Source organism: Brucella pituitosa, assembly GCF_003049685.1.
Lineage (GTDB): Bacteria > Pseudomonadota > Alphaproteobacteria > Rhizobiales > Rhizobiaceae > Brucella > Brucella pituitosa.
Window position 1 is genome coordinate 1,787,242 of the sequence record NZ_PYSY02000001.1, and the last position, 22,436, is coordinate 1,809,677.

A 22,436-nucleotide genomic window follows, 5' to 3' on the forward strand; every position below is an offset into this window, starting at 1 on the left:
GTAAAACAAAGATATTTCCGACAATTACGGAAAATAACGCTCGCCATTGTGCTTTACCGTCCTTATTGGACAGTCTGACACAGCAAGCCGCGTAATTATCTCTCCTCCAACATGCACCAGCGCAAACTTTATTCCAAAAAAAGCGGTCTGCACTTACCAAAAATTATCTTGGCGATTGAGTTATGTCAACAATGCTGACATATTTATCGCAACAGGATGGAGCTTCGATGTGAATTCGACGAACGACGTGAACTATATCAGCAATCCTCTGACGTGTCTGGAGGCTGACGATCTCAACGTCATTGAACTGCTGTTCTTCTCTTATCGCGATTTCACCGCTGACCCGGACCTGATCCTCGAGAAGATCGGATTTGGCCGTGCCCATCACCGTGTGCTCTATTTCATCAATCGCAAGCCCGGCATGACGGTAGCCGAACTTCTTGAAGTGCTGCGCATTACCAAACAGAGTCTGTCGCGCGTTCTCAAGCAACTGATCGATACCGGCCATGTTGTGCAGGCCACAGGGCTGCACGATCGTCGTCACCGCAAACTTTACCCCACAAAAAGTGGGCGACAACTCACGCTCGCCCTCGCTTTGCCACAGTCGCGCCGCATCGCGCGGGCATTGGAAGAATCCGGCGCTGCAGAACGCGAAGTTATTGAGCGGTTTCTTTATAATATGGTCAATCCTGAGCGCCGCGCCCAGATTGACGATTTCGCGGCAACTGAAACGGCCGGGAATGCGTCCGAACCGAAACTCGAGAAGGCTGGGGGCTAATCGCCAACAACGCAAGCCTCAGATAGACGCGCTGTCTTGCAGTGGCTAAGATGTAGTGTGTTATGGAAAACCACGATCTGGTTTTCCTCCATATACGTGAAGTAAAAGCCCAGTGCCGTGCAGCATCCTTTGCACGGTGATTTGGCACAGGATGGGATCAAACGACGCCATGGCTGTAGAAGAATCGAACCTATCGGATGACGCACCACATCTCCTTGTTGTCGATGATGACACGCGAATCCGTAGCCTTCTTTCGCAATATCTGACGACCAGCGGCTTCCGCGTCACCATGGCGGCCAGCGCTGCAGAAGCGCGTCGCAAGCTTGAAGGCATCGACTTCGATCTCCTGATACTTGACGTGATGATGCCCGGCGAAACCGGTGTCTCGCTGACCCGCTCGTTGCGTGAGCAGAAAAGCGTGCCGATCCTGATGCTGACTGCTTTGTCAGAAACCGACAGCCGTATCGATGGTCTGTCGGCAGGCGCAGACGACTATCTGCCAAAGCCTTTCGATCCGCGCGAACTGATCCTGCGTATCAATAATATCCTTCGCCGTGGTGCGTCACCGGCCCAGCCGAAGATCGAACAGATTGTTTTTGGACCCTATACTTTCTTCATTCCGCGTCGCGAATTGAAAAAGGGCACCGAAACAATCAAGCTCACGGATCGTGAACAGGATATTATGGCGATTTTCGCGGAGCGCGCCGGCGAAACCATTCCGCGCCATGAACTGACCGGACAGGACGGCGATGTTGGCGAACGCACGATTGATGTGCAAATCAACCGCCTGCGTCGCAAGATCGAGCAGGACCCGGCTAATCCCGTCTGGCTGCAAACCGTTCGCGGCATCGGCTACAAGTTGAGCATTGAGTAGCGTTTAGATTTAGAGCGCGTCCCGAAAAGTGTGAAGCGGTTTTCGGACAAGATGCGCGTCAAAACAAGCAATTAGAATGGAGCCTCGCAAAATTCAGAGCGTGACCGAAGACATGCAGTTTGCAGAACCGTCTGGAGTATTCTGAGACGATGAAGTCGCTCTGGAAAACACTTACGCGCTGGTTTGCGCGCCGCATGCCCAAAGGGCTCTATGCGCGTTCGCTTATCATTATCATTGCACCGATGGTGCTGCTTCAGTCAGTGATTGCCTATGTATTCATGGAGCGTCACTGGCAGATGGTGACGGAGCGGCTTTCAACGGCCGTTGTCCGCGATATCTCTGCGATCATCGACATTCTGGAAACCTATCCGCAGGAACCGGGCTACGACAATCTGATCCGCATTTCGCAGCAGCGCCTTGGCCTGAATATCTCGATCCTGCCACCCGATCCACTGCCGCCGCCGGGACCGAAACCCTTCTTCGCCATTCTTGATTACTTCCTGAGTGAAGAAATCACCCGCCAGATCAACCGGCCGTTCTGGGTCGATACGGTCGGTGATTCCGATCTCATCGAAATCCGCATCAAGCTCGATGACAAAGTCCTGCGTGTCTTTGCGCGTCGCAGTCAGGCCTATGCTTCCAATACCGGCATCTTCCTCACATGGATGATCGGCACCGCACTTGTGCTGCTGATCATCGCCATCGCTTTTTTGCGCAACCAGATCAAGCCGATCCAGCAGCTTTCGCAAGCAGCCGAAAGTTTCGGTAAGGGCCGACCGATGCCGGAAGGCTTCCGTCCCCATGGTGCCGAAGAAGTTCGCCGCGCAGGCATTGCCTTTATCCAGATGCGCTCGCGTATCGAGCGGCAAATTGAGCAGCGTACAGCCATGCTTTCCGGTGTGAGCCACGATCTGCGCACGATTCTGACCCGCTTCAAGCTGCAACTGGCACTGACCGGTAATGCAATCGACACAGAACCGCTCAATCAGGACATTGCCGACATGCAGACCATGCTTGAGGGCTATCTTGCCTTTGCGCGTGGCGAAGGCTCGGAAGAAGCTGCGACCTACGATGTGCGCCTACTGTGTGACAAGCTCGCGAATGAAGCGCGCCTGCGCGAGCGTGGCTTCAAGTATTCGATCGAAGGCGACAGCGAGGTCAACGTTCGCCCGAATGCCTTCTCACGCCTCGTCAGCAATCTTGTCTCGAATGCCTTCCGCCATGCGGATAATGTTGAGCTTTCGATCACTCACAATGATGGCTGGCTGAAAATCATCGTTGATGATGATGGTCCCGGCATCCCGGAAGATCGGCGCGAAGACGTCTTCAAACCTTTCGTGCGCCTTGATGAAGCACGCACGCAGGATTCCGGCGGCACCGGCGGCCTTGGCCTCGCCATTGCCCGCGACATAGCCAGAAGCCATGGCGGAGATATCGATCTTGAAGACGCACCGACCGGCGGCCTAAGGGCAACTATTCGTATTCCGGCTTAAACGCGATTGATCGCCTGCGCTGCAACATAACCAAGCGCTGTCGCAGCGAGACAGGCAAAAAGCGATATGCTCACATTCATGAGCGCGCGTCCCGGCATGCCCAGCCGCAATAATTCGAAAGTTTGCACGCTGAACGAGGAAAAAGTGGTGAAACCGCCGCAAATACCGACCATGAAGGCGAGACGCCAGATTTCGGGCACTCCAAAGCGGCTTGATGCCATCGTCAATGCGCCAAAAAAAGCGATCGCAAACGACCCGATGATATTGACGACAATTGTGCCCCAAGGCAGCTCACGGCTGACTGGCGCGAGCCAAATTGCAAACCAGTAGCGCAAAACGCTTCCAAGCGCACCGCCCAAAGCTACGGCAATCGTTCCCTGCATCTGTCTCGTTCCTATTCGTTACTCACGCAGACTATTTGCATAATTTGCAAAGCCGACGCAAATCACCGCTATAAGATCAGAACAGTTTGACGCCGTTTTGTACTTTCTTATCGATAGCAGCGAGAACAACCTCGCCATTCTCATCTGGAAAGCCGAGTGTCAGGACTTCGGACATAAACGGGCCGATCTGACGCGGTGGGAAATTGACCACTGCCATCACCTGACGCCCAACCAGATCTTCCGGCTGATAATGCTTTGTTATCTGCGCGGATGACTTTTTGATACCGAACTTGTCACCAAAATCGATTTTGAGTTTAAAAGCAGGCTTACGCGCTTCAGGAAATGGAACAGCTTCAACAATGGTCCCCGTGCGGATATCGACTTTCTCGAAATCACCCCAGCTGATCGTTTCCGTCTCACTCATAACCAATCCCCTGAAATAGATCCCGGCAGTTTACCGGGATCTCTAATTCTTATGCGCGCCCAACTGTCTCGAAGACAACGCTTTCAAGCGATTCACGCGCGCTGACACCCGACCAGACAACAAACTGAAATGCCTGAAAATAAGTTTCACAAGCTTCAAGTGCTGCCGACAACAGCACCTCGACCTGGCGGCTGGTTGGCTCTGCACCACCGGCCAGCAGCAACGACTGGCGATACATGATCGCACCTTCCTGCTGCCACAAATCAAAATGACCCATCAGAAGCTTTTCATTGATCAGCGATAGCAGCCGCATCACTTCATTAACGCGCGGCTCTGCAACCTTGATGTCAAAGGCGCAAGCCAGGTGCAACGCTTCAAAGTCCTCCATCCAGGAGAACGAGATGTGGTAGTCGGTCCAGTTACCCGCTACCGAAATTGCAATTTCATCGTCGCCAGTCCGCTCGAACGTCCAGTCGTTTGAATTCGCAACGTGCTCGATCACATCCACAGGATGCGCTTCGCGTGCAAATTCAAGCTCAAGAAGGCTCATGTCCGTTTCCTGTTCTGGGAAGCGCCTCGAAAGACACCTCCAAATTCCCGGCGCGCAAGTTATTGCTCGCCCGCACCCATCACCACGCAAGACTAAGCGCAGAAAAACAGGCACGAATTGATCGGTTGAGGAACCGACATGCTTGAAAAGCATGCAACGCCTCAATGGCACACGCACATACGCAACTGATACTGGAAAGCAGCCTGAAGACGCGAAAACTAAAACTACAGCCCCTCGCCGCCGCCCACATGACCACATTACGAATCATGTAGTGTTTTCAGTCTATTGATGCTGAATCTGAACGCCAGCCCCTTTTCTAAAAAGAGGCATTAAAGCATGTGGAAATATGATTGGAGCGGGCCGCAACCCTTGCCTTAACCGACTCTAAGACAAGGGTTTTTGGCACTTGCGGCCTGTTAATAAAAAATTATGAATTATCTTTGGATTTAGCAGTCGAAGCAGAGGATTTTGCCGTTTTGGCACTCGAATCAACTTCGAGTTTGGCAAGGCGCGCTTCCAAAGCTTCAATTTTAACAAGAAGAGCACTGTTTTCAGCACGCGCCTTGATTGCCATTTCGCGCACCGCTTCGAAGTCCTCGCGCTGCACCACATCAAGCGTATTCAGTACGCGTTCGCTCTGCGAGCGCAAAGCCGTCTCCACCTCACGGCGCACGCCTTGGGCTGCGCCTGCCGCATCCGTCACAAGCTTGGCGAGTTCATCAAGAACCCGGTTTTGTCCGCTGGTCATGGCATTATTCCCTATCTTCGATACAGGCTTGTTGAAAACCTGATTTTGAAATAGGGCCGTCTCGGTTCTGATGCAAGTAAAGCTGTATAAACGTGATGACTTGACCACTCAGATATCGTCGCGCATGGTCCGCCGGAAAATGGAGTAATTGAATGATAGAGACGTTGCTGCCGGTTTCGGCTCTGGCTTTTCCGAATATCGATCCGGTGATTTTCTCCATCGGCCCGCTTGCCGTTCACTGGTACGGCCTCGGCTATGTCGTCGGCATCATGTTCGCATGGTGGTACGGCAAGAAGCTTCTGCGCAACCATCGTCTCTGGGCCAATAACCAGCCACCCATGAAGCCTGAAGCGCTCGACGACTTTGTCATCTGGGCGGCACTCGGCGTCGTACTTGGTGGTCGTATTGGCTACGTCCTCTTCTATAATTTCTCCTATTACCTCTCCAATCCACTGGCTATTCCGGCAGTATGGGATGGCGGCATGTCATTCCATGGCGGCATTCTCGGCACCACAGTCGCTATGATCCTGTTCGCGCGCTCACGCGGCATCAAGGTCTGGAGCATGTTCGATGTGATTGCAGCTGGCGTCCCCGTCGGGCTTGGCGTCGTGCGCGTGGCAAACTTCATCAATTCCGAACTATGGGGCCGTGTCAGCGATGTGCCATGGGCTTTCTATTTCCCAAATGGCGGACCAGAACCACGTCACCCAAGCCAACTCTATGAAGCATTCCTCGAAGGCTTTGTGCTGTTCTTCGTTCTTCTTCTGCTCGTATGGGTTGGCAAAAAACTGAAAGCCCCCGGCTTTATCGCTGGCACATTCGTCCTTGGTTATGGTCTCAGCCGCATTATCGTCGAATTCTTCCGCGAACCGGATGCCCAGCTTGGCTATCTCTTCGGTGGCTGGCTGACCATGGGAATGATCCTTTCCCTTCCAATGGTTCTCATCGGCGTTTGGGCCATGTGGCGCGCAAATCGGGCCGTCATAAAGAATGCCTGAGGCGACACTGAAAGACCGGCTGAAACGGCTGATTGGCACCACAGGGCCGATTAGCGTCGCCGATTACATGGCGGCGTGCCTCGGCGACCGTGAATCAGGCTACTACACAACACGCGAACCATTCGGACGTGAGGGTGACTTCATCACCGCGCCCGAGGTCAGCCAGATGTTCGGCGAACTGATCGGCATATGGTGCGTCGGTATATGGGATGCGCTCGGACGCCCTGACAATGCAGTCCTGTGCGAAGTCGGCCCCGGCCGCGGGACGTTAATGAGCGACATGCTGCGCACAATCAGACAGCTTGCGCCAAAAATGTTCACAACAATGCGCGTTGCCATGGTCGAAACCAGCCCGCGACTGATCGAAAAGCAGAAAGAAAAGCTCTCTGGTTTGGGCCGGTCAATCGAATGGTACGAGAACTTCCCGAGCATTCCCGACGGCCCGTTGATCCTCGTTTCCAACGAGTTGTTCGATGCAATACCGTTTCGACAATTCATTAAAGCCAATGGCCGGTTTGTCGAACGAATGATCGCGCTTGATGAGCAGGACGAGTTCCAGTTTGTCAGCGGCGCTGGTGGCATTGACGAGACTCTATTGCCAGTTGGTCATCAGTCCGCTTCCGATGGCACTATATTTGAGGCAGCCCCTGCCCGCACAGCTTTGATGCAGGAGATTGCGCAACGAATTGCAACAACACGTGGAGCCGCACTCACAATCGATTATGGACATCTTCAATCTGGCTTTGCAGATACGCTGCAGGCCATGTTGAAACACGCCTATGACGATGTATTTGCACATCCGGGTCAGGCAGATCTTACCAGCCACGTCGATTTCGACATGTTGGAAAGAGCTGCCCGCAATTGCGGATGCAAGACGGGAACCATGACGCAAGGCGATTTTCTACTGGCGATGGGGCTCATCGACCGTGCGGGTCGCCTCGGCACCGGACGCGATGTGGCATCTCAGGAAAAAATTCGCGACGACGTTGAGCGGCTCGCAGCACCAGATCAGATGGGGACACTGTTTAAGGTCCTTGCGATCAGCGATCCCGCCACCGCAATCTTCCCGTTTGAAACAACCCCGTATCCACCCTCAGCCTAGCTCGCTGTCAAAAAGCTGCGATTGACAAGCCGACTTGCCTCCCCCAACATCCTGCCGTTTGAAAAGAGAAAGCTAATGACCGATAAGCCGCAACCGCTTCGCTCCGCCCTATTGGATGGCCCTGCCGGACACAACGGCAAGCGCATTGCGCATGGTTTTTTCACGCGCAAAGGCGGCGTTTCAGATGGCATTTATGCCGGTTTGAATGTCGGCAGCGGGTCAAATGATGTGCCGGAACTCGTGACAGAGAATCGCCGTCGTGTTGCTGAAACCCTTGGCGTCGCATCCGACCATCTGATGACAGTCCATCAAGTGCACTCGCCGGACGTGCTCCGCGTCACTGAACCATTCAGCAGTCCGCGCCCGAAGGCTGATGCTATGGTCACCAATGTCCCGGGCATTGCTATCGGCGCTCTGTCTGCGGATTGCGGCCCTGTCCTTTTTGCCGATCATGAAGCTGGTGTCATTGGATCGGCCCATGCGGGCTGGCGTGGTGCGTTTACCGGCGTTCTTGAAAACACCATCAATGCCATGATTGAACTCGGCGCAAAGCGCGAGAATATCATTGCGGTTCTTGGCCCAACGATCGGTCCTGAAAATTACGAGGTCGGTCCGGAATTCTATGCCGAGTTCACCGGCAAAGACGAAAGCTATGACAAATATTTCCAGCCTTCGGCCAAGGAAGGTCACAAGCTATTCGATCTCTGGACTTTTATCACGGATCGCCTGACCAAGGCGAATGTGAAAGCCGAGGCATTGCGTCAGTGCACTTATGCCAATGAAGATCAGTTCTATTCCTACCGGCGCACCACGCACCGCAACGAGTCTGATTACGGTCGTCAGATCGCCGCCATCGCTATCGTAAACGATTAGGAGAACCACATGGCCCTTCACTTCGAGCCGGAAGAATTCGCTGCACGTCGCGACCGTCTGATCTTGAAGATGGAGGAAGAGAAGCTGGATGCTCTGCTGCTATTCGCGCAGGAAAGCATGTACTGGCTGACTGGCTATGACACGTTCGGCTTTTGCTTTTTCCAGTGTCTCGTGGTGAAGGCTGATGGATCGACAGTGCTGATGACCCGCTCTGCCGATCTGAGGCAGGCGCGTCACACCTCCAATATCGACAATATTACCGTCTGGACCGACCGCGACAATGCCAATCCGGCCATAGATCTGCGCAACATCCTGACGGAGCTCGATCTGCTCGGCACACGCATTGGCATCGAATATCAGACCCACGGCCTGACCGGCGCTAACGCGCGCAAGCTGGATGAACAGCTGCAAAGCTTTGCCAAGCTTTTCGACGCCTCCGGCATGGTTGACCGCTTGCGTCTTCTCAAGAGCCCAGCAGAAATCGCCTATGCCAAGCGTGCGGCTGAACTAAGTGATGACGCGCTGGACGCTGCACTGAAACTTACCAAGGCAGGCGCAAGCGAGGCGGACATTCTGGCCGCGATGATGAGCGCAAACTTTGCGGGCGATGGCGATTATCCGGCCAATGAATACATTATCGGCTCTGGCGCCGATGCACTTTTGTGCCGCTACAAAGCAGGCCGTCGCACGCTTTCTGCGAATGATCAGCTTACACTGGAATGGTCTGGTGTTTTCCGTCACTACCATGCGCCCATGATGCGCACCGTCATCATCGGCCAGCCAAAGGCAGAGCATCTAAAGCTCTACAATGCCGCACGCGAGGCGCTGGAAGCCGTCGAGACAGCGATGACGCCGGCATCGACCTTTGGCGATGTGTTCGACGCGCATTCCCGCACAATGGAAGCGCATGGCCTCACCCGTCATCGCCTGAATGCTTGCGGCTATTCGGTCGGCGCACGCTTTACACCATCATGGATGGACCCGCAGATGTTCTATTCCGGAAACCCGGAAAGCATCCAGCCGGACATGACGCTGTTTGCGCACATGATCATCATGGATTCTGACACCGAAACGGCGATGACGCTTGGTCAGACTTACCTGACGACAAATGGCGCTGCCGTACCGTTGTCCCGTCATTCACTCGACATTATTGTCAAGTGACGCAGGATAAGCGATAAACTCCGTTCATAGCGCAGGAGTGGTCTGCGCTTTCAGGAGCATGAAGCCGAACATGAACAAGGCACATCTTTCTATGATGTTGTTGCTTGCTGGACTGCTTGCCGCCTGCAACAGCACCGAGTCTGCATTGAACGTGCAGGGAACCAACCAACAATCCGGACAAACCACAACGCCGCCTGCGGGCCAGGCATCTACAGTTCAGACGACTGCACCAGTTGCAACACCTGCACAGACAACAACACCGGCGACACCGCCCGCACGTACGGCCTCTCTCAAGCCGGGCAAGCTTTACATAGCCCCGATCATCGGCGCACCTGTCAGTGTCGTAACTCCGCTTACCCATCGCATCAATGATGATGCACGCGCCAAGGGTGTCGAGCTTGCGGGTAATAACGGCACCGACGCCGCTTATGTGATGAAGGGCTATTTCTCGGTTTTGTCTGAAGATAATCAGACAACGATCCTCTACGTCTGGGACGTGATGGATGCCTCCGGCAATCGCCTTCACCGCATACAGGGTCAGGAAAAAGTACCGGGCGCGTCCGCAGACTCATGGAGCATCGTTCCGCCGTCTGCCATGCAATCTATCGCCGATAAGACCATGCAGGAATATTCCACCTGGCTTGCGGCAAATCGCGCATGAGAACGAGCTGAGACAGCAAAAGACTGAAATCTTTTGCTGAATCGCGTGTTGGCCCTGTGGGAAAGCACTTTGCGAGGGCTTTTTACTGCAATTGTTTTCCCTCAGGCCTTGCAATAGCGGTGACTCTTTGCAATAGGCCGCACATTCGAGAAAACCTTGCAAGCTGCGGCACTTGACCAATTGTCATAGAACCTGCGGCTTTAAAGCTTTTCAAGAATGACAGAGCGCACCCGGATTTGTGTTGGGTTTCGCTCAAACCAGAGATTACGTCCGTTTCACGGACTTTTTGCGACAGAACGAAACTGCTCCGGCTTCAGAGGCAAAAAGAATGAAACTTTTCGCAGGCAACTCCAACCGGGTTCTTGCCGAATCCGTTGCTCAATATCTCAACATCCCGCTTGGCAAGGCTACTGTGCGCCGTTTCGCCGATCAGGAAATCTTTGTAGAGATTCAGGAAAACGTACGCGGCGAAGACGTATTCGTACTGCAATCGACATCCTATCCCGCAAACGACAATCTGATGGAACTGCTCATCATGATTGATGCGTTCCGTCGTTCATCGGCACGCCGCATCACAGCCGTTCTTCCTTATTTCGGCTATGCGCGTCAGGATCGTAAACCCGGCCCACGCACACCAATTTCGGCAAAGCTCGTCGCAAACCTTATCACTGAAGCGGGTGCTAACCGCGTCCTGACGCTTGATCTTCATGCCGGTCAGATTCAAGGGTTCTTCGATATCCCAACGGACAACCTCTATGCCGTTCCAGTCATCGCACGCGATGTGAAGGCGAACTATGCGACCGGCAACTGCATGGTTGTTTCGCCTGACGTTGGCGGTGTGGTTCGCGCCCGTTCGCTTGCAAAGCGTATCGATGCGCAGCTCGCAATCGTCGACAAGCGTCGTGAGCGTCCGGGTGAATCGGAGGTCATGAACGTTATCGGTGACGTAACCGGCAAAGATTGTCTGCTGTTTGACGATATTGTTGATTCCGGCGGCACGCTCTGCAATGCAGCTGAAGCTCTGCTTGCCAAGGGCGCAAAGAGCGTTACCGCTTATATCACGCACGGCGTTCTCTCCGGCGGTGCTGTTGCCCGTATCGCTTCGTCAAAGCTGAAAGAGCTGGTCATCACCGACTCCATCCAGCCAACAACAGCAATCAACGACGCTCCGAATATTCGCGTTCTGTCGATCTCCAGCCTCATCGGTGAAGCGGTTGCACGCACTGCAGCTGAAGAGTCGGTTTCGAGCCTGTTCGACTAAGAGCGCATCCCGAAAAGTGGGAACCGGTTTTCGGAAAAGATGCGCGAAATAATTAGAAGACCAGTCGAAAGATAATTCCGAAACATGCCGCAAGCAGAAGCACGAGCGGCATGTTGAGCTTCAGAACGACAAGTAAGAATGCCGCCGCGCCTGCAATCAGGACGGCGGCATTGTCTATTGTGCTCACCACCGGCAGTGGCAGAGTTACTGGTCCGATCTGGTGATCAACCACTTTTCCAAACAGCACATGCAGCGAGAACCACAGGGCGAGATTGGCAATCACGCCAACCACTGCAGCTGTTATCCCACCCAGCATGGCGGATAACCAGCGCACTTTGCGCAAACGCTCAAGAAACGGTGCGCCAGCAAAAATCCATAAAAAACATGGTACGAAGGTAAACCACAGCGCAATCAGGCCACCGAAAAAGCCGCCAATGAGCGGTGGCAGGCCCGATAGATTGGACGCCCCTACAAAGCCGACAAACACCAGCACAAGGATCAGTGGCCCCGGTGTGGTTTCAGCCAGCCCGAGTCCTGTCAGCATCTCACCGGGCTTCATCCAGCCAAAATGCTCAACGGCCTGCTGTGCCGTATAGGAGAGAGCAGCGTAGGCACCGCCAAATGTCACCGCTGCAAGCTTTGAGAAAAATGCGGCCTCTGTCGTGAACACGTGCTGACCGCCAAACACCAGATAAAGCGCTAAAAGTGGCAGAAGCCAGAGCGCTCCCCAGATGAGCGCCTGCTGTGTCGCTACAAACATTGCATGCGGGCGAACAGCACCATGTGCAATCTCATGCCCATCGCGCTGCAACCAGTAACGCGCCCCACCTGCCAGCGCCGCAAGCGCCACCACGAAAGGAAACGGCAGTTTAAGGAACGCGACGGCCATAAATGCCAGCACCGCTACTGCATAGGAAAATCCAGACGCCAGTGTGCGTCTGGCCATTCGATAAAGAGCCTCAAAGACAATCGCCAAAACTGCAGCTTTAAGCCCAAACAAAAGACCGGCGACCACATCAACATGACCGAAGGCCACATAAAGCGCCGATAGCACCAACATGACCGCAGCACCGGGAAGAACAAAGAGCAACCCGGCAAGCAGCCCGCCACGCCAACCCTTGGCGGCCCAGCCGCAATAGGTGGCAAGTTGCATGGCTTCGGGTCCCGGTAAAAGCATGCAGAAGTTCAGAGCATGGATCAGCCGCTCCTGATCCATCCACTTCTTTTCATCGACGATCACTCGCTGCATCATGGCAATCTGCGCAGCAGGCCCACCAAACGACAGCAACCCGATCTTGCCAAACGTGGCGAATAATTCTCTGAAATCCGGTTGCGGCTCTGTTGTCATGTTCTCTCTCTGCATAATCCTCCAAGCAGTTGCTGAGGATCATTACAGGTTCATGACAATTTGCACAGAAGGCCCATTACTCAGCCGCAGTGCTTTCATCGACCTGATCATCCGGTGCGTTGGGATCGCCCGGTGCAGTTTCACATTCGAGATCCGGGAAGTTGACGATGCGCAAACCTTTGAAGTCGTTGCGCAATACAAGAAGACCGCGCTCTTCAAAATAGGTCAGGAGACGCCGCGCGCGGCTCAATGAATGCGTGCCATAGGCACGCGCGAGAGCGGCATCTGAAGGGCATGGCGCGCCCGTCACTGCAGCCTGTGCGACAATCAGGAACACCCCCTGCACATCATCTGTGAGACTTTCGGACAGCGTCAATGCCTTCTGCCATGTCTCGCCGGTCGCTACATCGCTCTCAATGCTGGCTTGCGCAACAGCAAGACGTCGGCGGAACGCAGGCAAAGCCAGTGGTTCTCCGGGAACGCGATGGATGCGGCAACGCACCAGAAAATCCTGATAGAGCACAGCAACTGAACGGAAGGATGCTTCCGGGTCATCGACAATTTCGCGCATCACCTTTTCAAGAAGACCGTCACGCTCGGCTTCCACAATGCCAGGAAACAACGGTGCTTCAACAGGTTCAGCTTCCGGCTTGGGTTTGGCGACCTGCGCCAGAATTTCCGCTGTCGATGGTGGCGGAGGCGGTGGTGGTGTGCGGCGTACAACCGTGCGAATTTCTTCAGGTGCTGGCGTGAAGATCAGATCGCGCGCATCTTCCGGTGCATCCGGTAACGGCATCAGTTTCGGCGAAGACGAACGTGCCGAGGTCTCAACCTTGCCAATTTTGATCGGCAGCGGACGACGTGACAAAGCAGGTCCCAGCGCGATGAAATGGCCGCGCTGCAAATCGCGGAACATCTCCGCCTGCTTGCGTTCCATCCCGAGCAGATCGGAGGCACGCGCCATGTCGATATCGAGGAATGTACGGCCCATCAAAAAATTCGATGCTTCCGCAGCCACATTCTTCGCAAGCTTTGCCAAGCGCTGTGTGGCAATCACACCAGCAAGGCCGCGCTTACGGCCACGGCACATGAGGTTTGTCATCGCGCCAAGCGAAAGCTTACGCGCTTCATCAGACACTTCGCCTGCGGCAGCGGGCGCAAAGAGCTGCGCTTCATCGACCACCACGAGCATGGGATACCAATAGTCGCGCTCGGCATCAAACAGACCACCGAGAAAAGCTGCGGCAGCGCGCATCTGTTGCTCGACATCGAGACCTTCGAGATTGAGCACGACGGAAACCCGGTGTTGGCGAATACGTCCGGCAATACGCGTCAGTTCAGCTTCGGTGCGGGCAGCATCCACAACGACATGGCCGTGAATGTCGGCAAGCGTCACGAAATCGCCCTCAGGATCAATGATGCATTGCTGCACCCATTGCGCACTCTGTTCAAGCAGGCGACGAAGGAGATGCGACTTGCCCGACCCGGAATTTCCCTGAACCAGCAGACGGGTTGCGAGAAGCTCTTCAAGATCAAGCATGGCCTGCTTGCCACCACCAAGCGCACCTGCCGCAGCAGTACCGCTTCCAGCAACAGAACCCATGTCGATACCGACCTGCATCTCGTTTCCTTTTGTTTCATGAATATTGGGGCGACTCGGCAGGAGAACCTGCAATCGATCAGGCATCCGCTTAACATTTTTGACGCAGCCAATGCCACCCGTTAAGACAAAAGCCCACAGAAGCTGTCTTTCCAACCAAAAAACTTGCGCTTGAAAAGGCTATGGGCTATAGGCCTGCCATCCGCGTAGACACCCTTGGAGGCAACGCGGAATGGGGCGGTCCGGTCTTTCACAATGTGGAAGACATTACGGGCTGTTTCATGTTGTTCGCTGGAGCATGATCCCGAAAAGTGGAAACCGGTTTTCAGACTAGATCATGCTTAGATAAAAAACTGCGACCAACACTCCAGTAACTTTGAAAGGTAATGCCATGAGCGATACTTACGTGCTCAAGGCCGATCTGCGCAGCCGGGTTGGTAAGGGGTCCTCCCGCGAACTTCGCCGCAACGGCCAGATTCCTGCAGTCATCTATGGCGACAAGCAGGAGCCCCTCGCAATCGCCGTTCCTTATAAGGAAATCTTCTACAAGATCCATGGCGGTGGCTTCAAGACCACTGTTGCAACGATCGAAGTAGACGGCAAGAAGATTCAGGTCCTTCCTAAGGACTACCAGTTGGATCCAGTTCGTGACTTCCCACAGCACGTTGACTTCCTGCGCGTTTCCGCAAAGTCGGTTGTTCACGTCAACGTTCCAGTTCACTTCAAGAACGAAGAAGCATCACCGGGCATCAAGCGCGGCGGCGTTCTCAACATCGTTCGTCACGACGTTGAACTGATCGTTCCTGCGAATGCAATTCCAGAAGCTCTCGAATTCGATCTGACCGGCCTTGAAATCGGCGACTCGGTTCACATTTCGGCTATCAAGCTGCCGAAGGGTGCAACTGCAGCCATTCAGGACCGTGACTTCACGATCGCCACCATTGCTGCACCTGCCGGCCTGAAGTCGGAAGAAAATGCAGAAGGCGCAGAAGAAGCAAAGACCGAAGGCGAATAATCGCTTTCCGTATTGAGGGGTCTGAAATCCATGCTGCTCATCGCAGGACTTGGCAATCCGGGCCCCAAATATGCGCATAACCGACACAATATCGGTTTCATGGCGGCGGATGAAATATTCCGCCGCCATCGCTTTTCCAACTGGCAGAAGAAGTTCCATGCCGAAATCGCCGATGGCGTGATCGACGGTGAAAAGGTACTTCTCATCAAGCCGATGACTTTCATGAACCTCTCCGGCCAGTCAATTGGGGAAGCCATGCGCTTCTACAAGCTGACCCCTGCCGATCTCGTCGTGATATATGACGAACTTGATCTTGCGCCTGCAAAGCTGCGCATCAAGACAGGCGGTAGCTCCGGCGGCCATAACGGTATCAAATCCATCGATGCCCATGTGCAGGCCTTCCCCGGCGGCAAAGACTATCGCCGTATGCGGCTTGGCATTGGGCATCCGGGCGCAAAAGAGCTGGTTCACAATTATGTTCTGGGCGATTTCGCCAAGGTCGACAGCGAATGGCTCGACATGCTGTTCGGCGCTATTGCCGATAATGTTGGCTTGCTGGCCAAAAAGGAAGACAACAGCTTTATGAACCGTGTGGCTATCGCCATGGGCGATGGTAGCCAGCGCCCCAACGGCTTCAAGGCTGATCCTGCACAATTGGAAAAGGCTCCAGCCAAGGCTCAGAGCCACATTCGGCAAGCGCGCCAGAGCGCAGCCAAGCCAAACATTCCAGCAAGCGGCCCGATGGCTGAAATGCTCAAGAAGCTTCTGGGTAAGAAAGACTAAGTCATGAGCGAAGTCGTTTATATGTTTGCCATGAGCCTCGATGGCTTCATCGCCAATGACGATGGCAGTTTCGATTGGCTCGAACAGTTTCCGCCAGATGACGGCTTTGGTTTCGATGAGTTCATGGCGGGCATCACCGGAATCGTTATGGGACGCGAAACCTATGATGTCATATGTTCCATTCCTGAATGGCCCTATGGACCGATGCCCGTTGTTGTTGCAACGCATCAGAAATTTGATGATCTGCCTGCAAACACGGTCGCAATGGCTGGTAATCCGCACGAGTTGATTGCACAGCTCAAAGCTTTGGGCGCAACCGGTCACATATGGCTTATGGGTGGGGGCGATCTGGCGCGGCAATTTCTCGATGCCGGTCTGCTTGACATCATCGATATAGGAACTATTCCGGTCATTCTGGGAAGCGGAAAACCGGCTTTCAAAAATTCATCACGCCACTGGCTGGATTTGCAATCCGCCAATGCGCTTCATAATGGCGCCGTGCGCTCAATTTACCGCGTCAAGCGATAAGGGACGAATATCATGGGTTTCAAATGCGGCATCGTCGGCCTGCCTAACGTCGGCAAGTCCACGCTTTTCAACGCGCTGACCAAGACGGCCGCAGCACAGGCTGCAAACTATCCGTTCTGCACCATCGAACCAAACACTGGCGAAGTGGCTGTTCCTGATCCGCGCCAGAATGGCATTGCGAAAATCGCCGGCTCGAAGGAAATCATCCCGACCCGTATCAACTTCGTTGATATTGCAGGTCTGGTGCGCGGCGCATCCAAGGGTGAAGGCCTGGGCAATCAGTTCCTCGCCAACATTCGCGAAGTCGATGCGATCGTGCATGTTCTTCGTTGCTTTGAAGACGACGACATCACCCATGTTGAAGGCCGTATCGATCCTGTGTCTGACGCAGAAACCGTTGAAACGGAACTGATGCTGTCGGACCTCGAAAGCATCGAGCGCCGCATCATTCAGATCCGTAAGCGCGCTGCATCCAAGGACAAGGAAGCAACCACCGTCCTGCCAATCATGGAACAGGCGCTGGAGCTGTTGCAGAATGGCAAGCCCGTTCGCCTGATGCTGAAAGACATTGCACCAGACGATCTCCTGATTCTCAAGGGTCTGAACCTACTCACCTCTAAGCCGGTGCTTTATGTCTGCAATGTTGCCGAAGGCGATGCTGCCAAGGGCAATGAGTATAGCGAGGCCGTTGCGAAAATGGCTGCAGAACAGGGCGCAGAGAGCGTCATTATTTCTGCTGCAATCGAAGCAGAAGTAGCCCAGCTCGCTGATGAAGAAGCCAAGGAATATCTCGATGCCATGGGCCTCGAAGAGCCCGGCCTCGACCGTCTCATTCGCGCAGGCTACAAGCTGCTCGACCTGATCACCTATTTCACGGCTGGCCCCAAGGAAACACGCGCATGGACCATCAAGCGCGGCACCAAGGCACCGGGCGCTGCAGGCGTTATCCATACGGATTTCGAGCGCGGCTTCATTCGCGCGCAAACCATCGCCTATGAAGACTACGTCAAGTTCAACGGTGAAGTCGGCGCCAAGGAAGCAGGCAAAGCGCGGGACGAAGGCAAAGAATACATTGTCCATGACGGCGATGTGATGCTGTTCCGCTTCAATACCTGATACGATCAGGCCACCGTGAAAACGGTGGCCTTTTTTCTTATTCGGGAGGAGACCGGATTGACTGATAAGACGCCCCAATATGCTTATGAAGATTTCACGCAAGGGCTGAAGCTCCCCTTCGGGCCGCGCACCATCACCAAAGAAGAGATTATCGAATTCGCCCGTGAGTTCGACCCACAACCTTTCCATCTGGATGAAGAAGCAGGCAAGGCAAGCGTACTGGGCGGGCTAGCCGCATCGGGCTGGCAGACTGCTTCCTTGATCATGCGAATGGTTTGCGATGCTTTTCTCACAAACTCCACCTCGCAAGGCGGCCCTGGCGTCGAATTCACGCGATGGAAGCGCCCCGTACTTGCAGGAGATACGCTGAACGGCATGACGACGGTTAAGGATAAACGCATCTCTAAATCTCGTCCGACAATCGGCCTGATTACGTTCCATCATGAACTGTTCAATCAGCGTGGCGAAAGCGTCTGTGAGATGCAGCATCCATGCATGATGCTGCGGCGCGATCATGATGTGATCCCGGGAGATGTAGCATGAGTTTCCTTGAAGAAAACCTCGGGCAGGATATTGTCATCGGAAGCTATACTTTCTCCGCCGAAGAAATCATCGACTTCGCCAGAAAGTATGACCCACAGCCATTTCACCTGGATATGGAAGCTGCAAAGAACAGCATCTTCGGTGGTCTCTGTGCCTCTGGCTGGCACACGACAGCGGTCTTTATGAAGCTGAACGTCATGTCCATCGTAGCGGCTACAAAGGAGGTGATGAAGCGCGGTGAAGTTCCACCGACGTTCGGTCCCTCCCCCGGCTTTGAAAACCTGAAATGGATGAGGCCGGTCTATGCCGGTGATACGATCACCTATAGGCGCACCGTGCACGCAGTACGCCCTCTCACCTCGCGTCCAGGCTGGTCGATGTTGAGCATGAGTACCAGTGCCTTTAATCAGGACGGCCAGCAGGTTCTGTCCTTCGACAACGCTGCGATGGTAAAGCTGCCTTCATAACAAAAACGCCCGGATCAATCCGGGCGTTTTTTCTTCTATCTGTTCGGGCTCAATCGCCTTCGAACTCGACAAGCGTGCGCACCGGCACACCAAGAGCTTCAAGTTTCTTGCGACCCCCAAGGTCCGGCAAATCAATGATGAAGCACGCCGCCACAATCTCGGCACCCATCTGAAGAAGCAACTTCGCTGCAGCTTCCGCTGTACCGCCGGTTGCAATCAGATCATCCACCAGCATGATGCGCTCGCCCGGAACGATAGCATCGCGGTGCATTTCCATTTCATCAATGCCATATTCAAGACTGTAGGCAATGCGCACGGTATCGCGCGGCAGTTTGCCCTTCTTGCGGATCGGCACGAAACCAGCGGAAAGCTGGTGCGCAATCGCCCCGCCAAGAATGAAGCCGCGTGCTTCAATACCTGCAACCTTGTCCACCTTATTGCCTGCATAAGGATAGACCAGTTCATCAACAGCACGACGGAAAGCCTGCGCATCACCCATGAGCGTTGTCACATCACGGAACTGAACACCGGGTTTCGGATAATCAGGAATCGTTCTGATCGCGTCCTTCAACGTCGCTTTGAGTCCGGATTCCATTTTCAGTCCTTTCAGAGGATAAGCCCACGCGATGTCATAAATGCGGTGTCGGCTGACTCAATTATATTGAACTCACTTCAATCATGATATGCGCACCACGCCAAGCACGTTCGCACATTTTTGAACGGCTTCTGCTCTTTCCAACGAAAAGGGCACCTCACGGCGCCCTTTGAAACAGTTCAACTTGATCAAATGACCAGAGCATAATTCCTTAAACTTGGATCAGTTTAAGGTAAACTATGCGCTTATTTTAAAGTGTTAGAGCGACCTTTGCGCGCCCAATAGGGCGCACGGCGCTCTAATGCTTCACATTCGCCCAAACCGAACGCTTGGCAATGTAGACAAGGCCTGCGAACAGGATCAGGAAAATAATGACCCGGAAACCTGTTTTCTTGCGTTCTTCCAGATGCGGTTCTGCGGCCCACATCAGGAATGCTGAAACGTCACGCGCATACTGATCCACCGTCTGGGGTGAACCATCATCATATGTTACCTGATCGTCGCTCAGCGGCTTGGCCATGGCAAGCGACTTGCCCGCGATAAAATACGGGTTGTAGTGCGTGCCTTCCGGGACATGCATGCCTGCTGGCGGCTGTTCATCATAGCCGGTCAGAAGTGAGTGAATGTAATCCGGACCTGCTTCGGCATATTGTGTGAATATATCGAAGACGAAAGTCGGGAAACCACGCTCAACCGCACGAGCTTTCGCAATCAGCGAAAAGTCTGGCGGAGCTGCACCATTATTGGCGGCAGCGGCTGCATTTGCGTTCGCAAATGGCGACGGAAAATGATCTGTCGGGATTGCCTTGCGGGTGAACATTTCACCGTCCGCATTGGGACCATCCTGCACTTCATATTCCGCAGCAAATGCCTTCACCTGCTCCGGCGAATAACCAAGATCTTCCAGCGTACGGAAGGCTACCAGGTTCATCGAATGGCAAGCAGAGCAGACTTCCTTATAGACCTTGAGACCGCGCTGAAGCTGCCCTTTGTCATAGGTTCCAAACGGACCAGAGAAGGTCCATTTTTCCTGCTTTGGATGGTGGATCGGAAAATGTTCAGGTTCCCCTTCACCACCGGCGGCAAAAGCACCACCCATCGTCACACCCAGCGCAACCAGCGGAGCAATACCGAAGGCAGCGAAACTCTTGAGGATGTTTTTCATTGTTACGTCCTTCATTTTTCGCTGCTTCAAGCCTTGATGTCCACTGGGGCGATCTCAGCTTTGCCTGCACCCTTTTCCAGTACCGCCTCGGTAATCGAGTTCGGCAGACGCTTTGGCGTCTCGATCAGGCCAAGAACCGGCATGATGACGATGAAGAATGCGAAGTAGTAAAGCGTACCCAACTGAGCCATGAAGACATAAGTGCCTTCCGCAGGACGCGAACCAAGCCAGCCAAGGAAGATGGCATTGATGACGAACAGCCAGAAGAACAGCTTGAACCAAGGGCGATAGACCGCTGAACGAACCTTCGACGTATCGAGCCAGGGAACCACGAAGAGGATCGCGATTGAACCAAACATGGCCAGAACGCCGCCGAGCTTCGAGTCGATCGGTCCGATGTTGAAGGTGATAGCGCGCAGCATCGCGTAAAACGGCAGGAAGTACCATTCCGGAACGATGTGAGCTGGCGTCTTCAGCGAGTCTGCCGGGATATAGTTATCTGGATGACCGAGGAAGTTCGGCAAGTAGAAGACGAAATACGCGAAGAAGATGAAGAAGACGAGCGCGCCAAAAGCGTCCTTGATGGTCGCATAAGGCGTGAACGGCAGTGTGTCTGTCTTCGACTTGACTTCAATGCCTGTCGGGTTGGTCTGGCCGGTTACGTGCAGTGCCCAGACGTGCAGGATAACAACACCTGCAATCATGAACGGCAGCAGATAATGCAGCGAGAAAAAGCGGTTCAGCGTCGGATTGTCGACAGCAAAGCCACCAAGCAACAATTGCTGGATCGGTTCGCCTATCACCGGAAAGGCGGTGAAGAAGCCCGTGATAACCGTCGCACCCCAGAAGGACATCTGTCCCCATGGCAGCACATAACCCATGAAGGCTGTTGCCATCATAAGAAGGAAGATCACCACACCGAGAATCCACAGAAGCTCGCGCGGCGCCTTGTAGGAGCCATAATACAGACCACGAGCAATATGCAGATAAACCGCAATGAAGAAGAAGGATGCTCCATTGGCGTGCATATAGCGCAGCAACCAGCCGGAATTGACATCGCGCATGATCTTTTCGACGGAATTGAACGCAATGCCCGTATCAGCCGCATAATGCATTGCCAGCACAATACCAGTAATGATCTGCGCAATGAGCATAAAGCTCAGAATGCCACCAAACGTATACATGTAATTCAGGTTACGTGGCGTCGGATAGGCAACAAAGGAATCATAGACCAGGCGCGGTAAAGGCAGTCGTTCGTCGACCCATTTTTCGATGCCGGTCGAGGGCGTATATGTGGAGTGTCCACCACTCATGTTTTCTCTCCCCAAGATCTGTTTTAGCCGATCCTGATGACCGTATCGGAAGCAAATGCGTATGCCGGAATGTGCATGTTTTCCGGTGCTGGACCGCTGCGGATACGACCTGCGGTGTCATAGGTCGAACCGTGGCATGGGCAGAACCAGCCACCGAAAGAACCCGATTCACCGAGCGGTACGCAACCAAGGTGGGTACAAACGCCGATCATGATGATCCAGTTTTCCTTACCTTCACCAGCAGAACGCGCGACATCGGTCGCCTCCGCATCAGCAGGAAGGTTCGCATTGCGGGCCGCGATATCTTTCAGATCACCAAGAGCAGTCGTCTTGGCATCTTCGATTTCTTTGGCCGTACGGTTACGGATGAAAACTGGCTTCCCGCGCCATTTAACGGTGAGTGACGCACCTTCTGCCAGAGACGATACATCAACCTCAATGGACGCTGCAGCAAGCGTCGAAGCGTCGGGGCGCATCTGGTCGATAAACGGCCATGCCAGTCCGCCGATACCGACGACACCGGCCATTCCCGTCGCAATATACAAAAAATCACGCCGTGTCGGCTCAGCCGTGTCGTGTGCGCTCACGTGCCAATTCCTTTTTAACCTGGATATCCAATTGAAATCTCCCCTCGTTCCTTTGCACTTAGGCAAAAGT

General features: G+C 54.0%; 25 protein-coding genes. 15 read left to right on the forward strand and 10 right to left on the reverse strand.

The window, feature by feature from the left end:
• Nucleotides 1-229: 229 nt before the first annotated feature.
• From C9380_RS08840 to C9380_RS08850, 3 genes are all read left to right on the forward strand, one after another.
• On the forward strand, nucleotides 230-778 hold the full coding sequence (locus C9380_RS08840) for a MarR family winged helix-turn-helix transcriptional regulator (RefSeq protein ID WP_024899440.1): 549 nt from the start codon (nucleotides 230-232) through the stop codon (nucleotides 776-778).
• Between the two features lie 151 nt (nucleotides 779-929).
• Entirely contained in the window at nucleotides 930-1,652 is a 723-nt protein-coding gene (locus tag C9380_RS08845) for a response regulator (RefSeq protein WP_036567985.1), read from the forward strand.
• 149 nt (nucleotides 1,653-1,801) lie between these two features.
• Entirely contained in the window at nucleotides 1,802-3,145 is a 1,344-nt protein-coding gene (locus C9380_RS08850) for an ATP-binding protein (RefSeq protein ID WP_024899438.1), read from the forward strand.
• Here C9380_RS08850 and crcB read toward each other — a convergent pair.
• From crcB to C9380_RS08870, 4 genes are all read right to left on the reverse strand, one after another.
• The gene (gene crcB / locus C9380_RS08855) at nucleotides 3,142-3,528 is read right to left on the reverse strand and encodes a fluoride efflux transporter CrcB (RefSeq protein WP_128093388.1); all 387 of its coding nucleotides are present in this window, start codon (nucleotides 3,526-3,528) and stop codon (nucleotides 3,142-3,144) included. The two genes, C9380_RS08850 and crcB, sit on opposite strands and share 4 nt — an antisense overlap.
• Before the next feature lie 76 nt (nucleotides 3,529-3,604).
• Nucleotides 3,605-3,952 (reverse strand): tRNA-binding protein, encoded by a 348-nt coding sequence (locus C9380_RS08860; RefSeq protein WP_024899436.1) that lies wholly within the window; start codon nucleotides 3,950-3,952, stop codon nucleotides 3,605-3,607.
• Nucleotides 3,953-4,001: 49 nt separating this feature from the next.
• Nucleotides 4,002-4,502 (reverse strand): type III secretion system chaperone family protein, encoded by a 501-nt coding sequence (locus C9380_RS08865; protein ID WP_024899435.1) that lies wholly within the window; start codon nucleotides 4,500-4,502, stop codon nucleotides 4,002-4,004.
• 427 nt (nucleotides 4,503-4,929) lie between these two features.
• Nucleotides 4,930-5,250 (reverse strand): accessory factor UbiK family protein, encoded by a 321-nt coding sequence (locus C9380_RS08870; protein ID WP_024899434.1) that lies wholly within the window; start codon nucleotides 5,248-5,250, stop codon nucleotides 4,930-4,932.
• A 152-nt stretch (nucleotides 5,251-5,402) separates the two neighbouring features.
• On the opposite strand from C9380_RS08870, the gene lgt reads away from it, so the two are divergent.
• The 6 genes from lgt to C9380_RS08900 all read left to right on the forward strand — a co-directional run bounded on the left by lgt (nucleotide 5,403) and on the right by C9380_RS08900 (nucleotide 11,306).
• The gene (lgt, locus tag C9380_RS08875) at nucleotides 5,403-6,248 is read left to right on the forward strand and encodes a prolipoprotein diacylglyceryl transferase (protein WP_100558726.1); all 846 of its coding nucleotides are present in this window, start codon (nucleotides 5,403-5,405) and stop codon (nucleotides 6,246-6,248) included.
• Entirely contained in the window at nucleotides 6,241-7,350 is a 1,110-nt protein-coding gene (locus tag C9380_RS08880) for a class I SAM-dependent methyltransferase (protein WP_100558725.1), read from the forward strand. Before lgt ends, C9380_RS08880 begins: the two co-directional genes overlap by 8 nt.
• Nucleotides 7,351-7,425: 75 nt before the next feature.
• The gene (gene pgeF / locus C9380_RS08885; protein WP_128093389.1) at nucleotides 7,426-8,223 is read left to right on the forward strand and encodes a peptidoglycan editing factor PgeF; all 798 of its coding nucleotides are present in this window, start codon (nucleotides 7,426-7,428) and stop codon (nucleotides 8,221-8,223) included.
• 9 nt (nucleotides 8,224-8,232) lie between these two features.
• On the forward strand, nucleotides 8,233-9,384 hold the full coding sequence (locus C9380_RS08890) for a M24 family metallopeptidase (protein WP_105705705.1): 1,152 nt from the start codon (nucleotides 8,233-8,235) through the stop codon (nucleotides 9,382-9,384).
• A gap of 58 nt (nucleotides 9,385-9,442) precedes the next feature.
• Nucleotides 9,443-10,045 carry a hypothetical protein gene (locus C9380_RS08895; protein WP_100558723.1) on the forward strand — a complete coding sequence of 201 codons (603 nt, stop codon included), beginning with the start codon at nucleotides 9,443-9,445 and terminating at the stop codon, nucleotides 10,043-10,045.
• A gap of 328 nt (nucleotides 10,046-10,373) precedes the next feature.
• Entirely contained in the window at nucleotides 10,374-11,306 is a 933-nt protein-coding gene (locus C9380_RS08900; protein WP_024899428.1) for a ribose-phosphate pyrophosphokinase, read from the forward strand.
• A 52-nt stretch (nucleotides 11,307-11,358) separates the two neighbouring features.
• Here C9380_RS08900 and chrA read toward each other — a convergent pair whose 3' ends face one another.
• Together chrA and C9380_RS08910 are read right to left on the reverse strand one after the other, a co-directional pair.
• Nucleotides 11,359-12,654: a chromate efflux transporter gene (gene chrA / locus C9380_RS08905; protein ID WP_128093390.1), complete on the reverse strand. Its 1,296-nt coding sequence runs from the start codon at nucleotides 12,652-12,654 to the stop codon at nucleotides 11,359-11,361.
• A gap of 76 nt (nucleotides 12,655-12,730) precedes the next feature.
• Nucleotides 12,731-14,275 carry a helicase HerA domain-containing protein gene (locus C9380_RS08910; RefSeq protein WP_024899426.1) on the reverse strand — a complete coding sequence of 515 codons (1,545 nt, stop codon included), beginning with the start codon at nucleotides 14,273-14,275 and terminating at the stop codon, nucleotides 12,731-12,733.
• Between the two features lie 370 nt (nucleotides 14,276-14,645).
• On the opposite strand from C9380_RS08910, the gene C9380_RS08915 reads away from it, so the two are divergent.
• The 6 genes from C9380_RS08915 to C9380_RS08940 are packed head-to-tail and all read left to right on the forward strand — an operon-like array spanning nucleotide 14,646 to nucleotide 18,706.
• Nucleotides 14,646-15,269 (forward strand): 50S ribosomal protein L25/general stress protein Ctc, encoded by a 624-nt coding sequence (locus C9380_RS08915; RefSeq protein ID WP_024899425.1) that lies wholly within the window; start codon nucleotides 14,646-14,648, stop codon nucleotides 15,267-15,269.
• Between the two features lie 30 nt (nucleotides 15,270-15,299).
• Nucleotides 15,300-16,052, forward strand: coding sequence for an aminoacyl-tRNA hydrolase (gene pth, locus C9380_RS08920; protein ID WP_100558720.1), 753 nt, complete (start codon nucleotides 15,300-15,302; stop codon nucleotides 16,050-16,052).
• 3 nt (nucleotides 16,053-16,055) lie between these two features.
• On the forward strand, nucleotides 16,056-16,580 hold the full coding sequence (locus C9380_RS08925; RefSeq protein ID WP_128093391.1) for a dihydrofolate reductase family protein: 525 nt from the start codon (nucleotides 16,056-16,058) through the stop codon (nucleotides 16,578-16,580).
• 12 nt (nucleotides 16,581-16,592) lie between these two features.
• Nucleotides 16,593-17,696: a redox-regulated ATPase YchF gene (gene ychF / locus C9380_RS08930; protein WP_024899422.1), complete on the forward strand. Its 1,104-nt coding sequence runs from the start codon at nucleotides 16,593-16,595 to the stop codon at nucleotides 17,694-17,696.
• A gap of 57 nt (nucleotides 17,697-17,753) precedes the next feature.
• The gene (locus C9380_RS08935; RefSeq protein WP_128093392.1) at nucleotides 17,754-18,239 is read left to right on the forward strand and encodes a MaoC family dehydratase; all 486 of its coding nucleotides are present in this window, start codon (nucleotides 17,754-17,756) and stop codon (nucleotides 18,237-18,239) included.
• Entirely contained in the window at nucleotides 18,236-18,706 is a 471-nt protein-coding gene (locus C9380_RS08940; RefSeq protein ID WP_100558716.1) for a MaoC family dehydratase, read from the forward strand. Before C9380_RS08935 ends, C9380_RS08940 begins: the two co-directional genes overlap by 4 nt.
• Nucleotides 18,707-18,755: 49 nt before the next feature.
• On the opposite strand, the gene C9380_RS08945 is transcribed toward C9380_RS08940, so the two are convergent.
• From C9380_RS08945 to petA, 4 genes are all read right to left on the reverse strand, one after another.
• Entirely contained in the window at nucleotides 18,756-19,301 is a 546-nt protein-coding gene (locus C9380_RS08945; RefSeq protein WP_024899419.1) for an adenine phosphoribosyltransferase, read from the reverse strand.
• Between the two features lie 298 nt (nucleotides 19,302-19,599).
• Nucleotides 19,600-20,466, reverse strand: a complete 867-nt coding sequence (locus C9380_RS08950) for a cytochrome c1 (protein WP_207488369.1) — start codon at nucleotides 20,464-20,466, stop codon at nucleotides 19,600-19,602.
• A 26-nt stretch (nucleotides 20,467-20,492) separates the two neighbouring features.
• A complete protein-coding gene (locus tag C9380_RS08955; RefSeq protein ID WP_024899417.1) occupies nucleotides 20,493-21,779 on the reverse strand; it encodes a cytochrome b in 1,287 nt (428 codons plus the stop codon).
• A gap of 23 nt (nucleotides 21,780-21,802) precedes the next feature.
• Nucleotides 21,803-22,366 carry a ubiquinol-cytochrome c reductase iron-sulfur subunit gene (gene petA / locus C9380_RS08960; RefSeq protein ID WP_024899416.1) on the reverse strand — a complete coding sequence of 188 codons (564 nt, stop codon included), beginning with the start codon at nucleotides 22,364-22,366 and terminating at the stop codon, nucleotides 21,803-21,805.
• Between the last annotated feature and the right edge of the window lie 70 nt (nucleotides 22,367-22,436).

Bases quoted from the DNA above. Each gene is read 5' to 3' on its own strand.
- C9380_RS08845 (WP_036567985.1), top strand. From the start codon at position 930: ATGGGATCAAACGACGCCATGGCTGTAGAAGAATCGAACCTATCGGAT.
- C9380_RS08850 (WP_024899438.1), top strand. From the start codon at position 1,802: ATGAAGTCGCTCTGGAAAACACTTACGCGCTGGTTTGCGCGCCGCATG.
- crcB (WP_128093388.1), bottom strand. From the start codon at position 3,528: ATGCAGGGAACGATTGCCGTAGCTTTGGGCGGTGCGCTTGGAAGCGTT.
- C9380_RS08860 (WP_024899436.1), bottom strand. From the start codon at position 3,952: ATGAGTGAGACGGAAACGATCAGCTGGGGTGATTTCGAGAAAGTCGAT.
- C9380_RS08865 (WP_024899435.1), bottom strand. From the start codon at position 4,502: ATGAGCCTTCTTGAGCTTGAATTTGCACGCGAAGCGCATCCTGTGGAT.
- C9380_RS08870 (WP_024899434.1), bottom strand. From the start codon at position 5,250: ATGACCAGCGGACAAAACCGGGTTCTTGATGAACTCGCCAAGCTTGTG.
- lgt (WP_100558726.1), top strand. From the start codon at position 5,403: ATGATAGAGACGTTGCTGCCGGTTTCGGCTCTGGCTTTTCCGAATATC.
- C9380_RS08880 (WP_100558725.1), top strand. From the start codon at position 6,241: ATGCCTGAGGCGACACTGAAAGACCGGCTGAAACGGCTGATTGGCACC.
- pgeF (WP_128093389.1), top strand. From the start codon at position 7,426: ATGACCGATAAGCCGCAACCGCTTCGCTCCGCCCTATTGGATGGCCCT.
- C9380_RS08890 (WP_105705705.1), top strand. From the start codon at position 8,233: ATGGCCCTTCACTTCGAGCCGGAAGAATTCGCTGCACGTCGCGACCGT.
- C9380_RS08895 (WP_100558723.1), top strand. From the start codon at position 9,443: ATGAAGCCGAACATGAACAAGGCACATCTTTCTATGATGTTGTTGCTT.
- C9380_RS08900 (WP_024899428.1), top strand. From the start codon at position 10,374: ATGAAACTTTTCGCAGGCAACTCCAACCGGGTTCTTGCCGAATCCGTT.
- chrA (WP_128093390.1), bottom strand. From the start codon at position 12,654: ATGACAACAGAGCCGCAACCGGATTTCAGAGAATTATTCGCCACGTTT.
- C9380_RS08910 (WP_024899426.1), bottom strand. From the start codon at position 14,275: ATGCAGGTCGGTATCGACATGGGTTCTGTTGCTGGAAGCGGTACTGCT.
- C9380_RS08915 (WP_024899425.1), top strand. From the start codon at position 14,646: ATGAGCGATACTTACGTGCTCAAGGCCGATCTGCGCAGCCGGGTTGGT.
- pth (WP_100558720.1), top strand. From the start codon at position 15,300: ATGCTGCTCATCGCAGGACTTGGCAATCCGGGCCCCAAATATGCGCAT.
- C9380_RS08925 (WP_128093391.1), top strand. From the start codon at position 16,056: ATGAGCGAAGTCGTTTATATGTTTGCCATGAGCCTCGATGGCTTCATC.
- ychF (WP_024899422.1), top strand. From the start codon at position 16,593: ATGGGTTTCAAATGCGGCATCGTCGGCCTGCCTAACGTCGGCAAGTCC.
- C9380_RS08940 (WP_100558716.1), top strand. From the start codon at position 18,236: ATGAGTTTCCTTGAAGAAAACCTCGGGCAGGATATTGTCATCGGAAGC.
- C9380_RS08945 (WP_024899419.1), bottom strand. From the start codon at position 19,301: ATGGAATCCGGACTCAAAGCGACGTTGAAGGACGCGATCAGAACGATT.
- C9380_RS08950 (WP_207488369.1), bottom strand. From the start codon at position 20,466: ATGAAAAACATCCTCAAGAGTTTCGCTGCCTTCGGTATTGCTCCGCTG.
- C9380_RS08955 (WP_024899417.1), bottom strand. From the start codon at position 21,779: ATGAGTGGTGGACACTCCACATATACGCCCTCGACCGGCATCGAAAAA.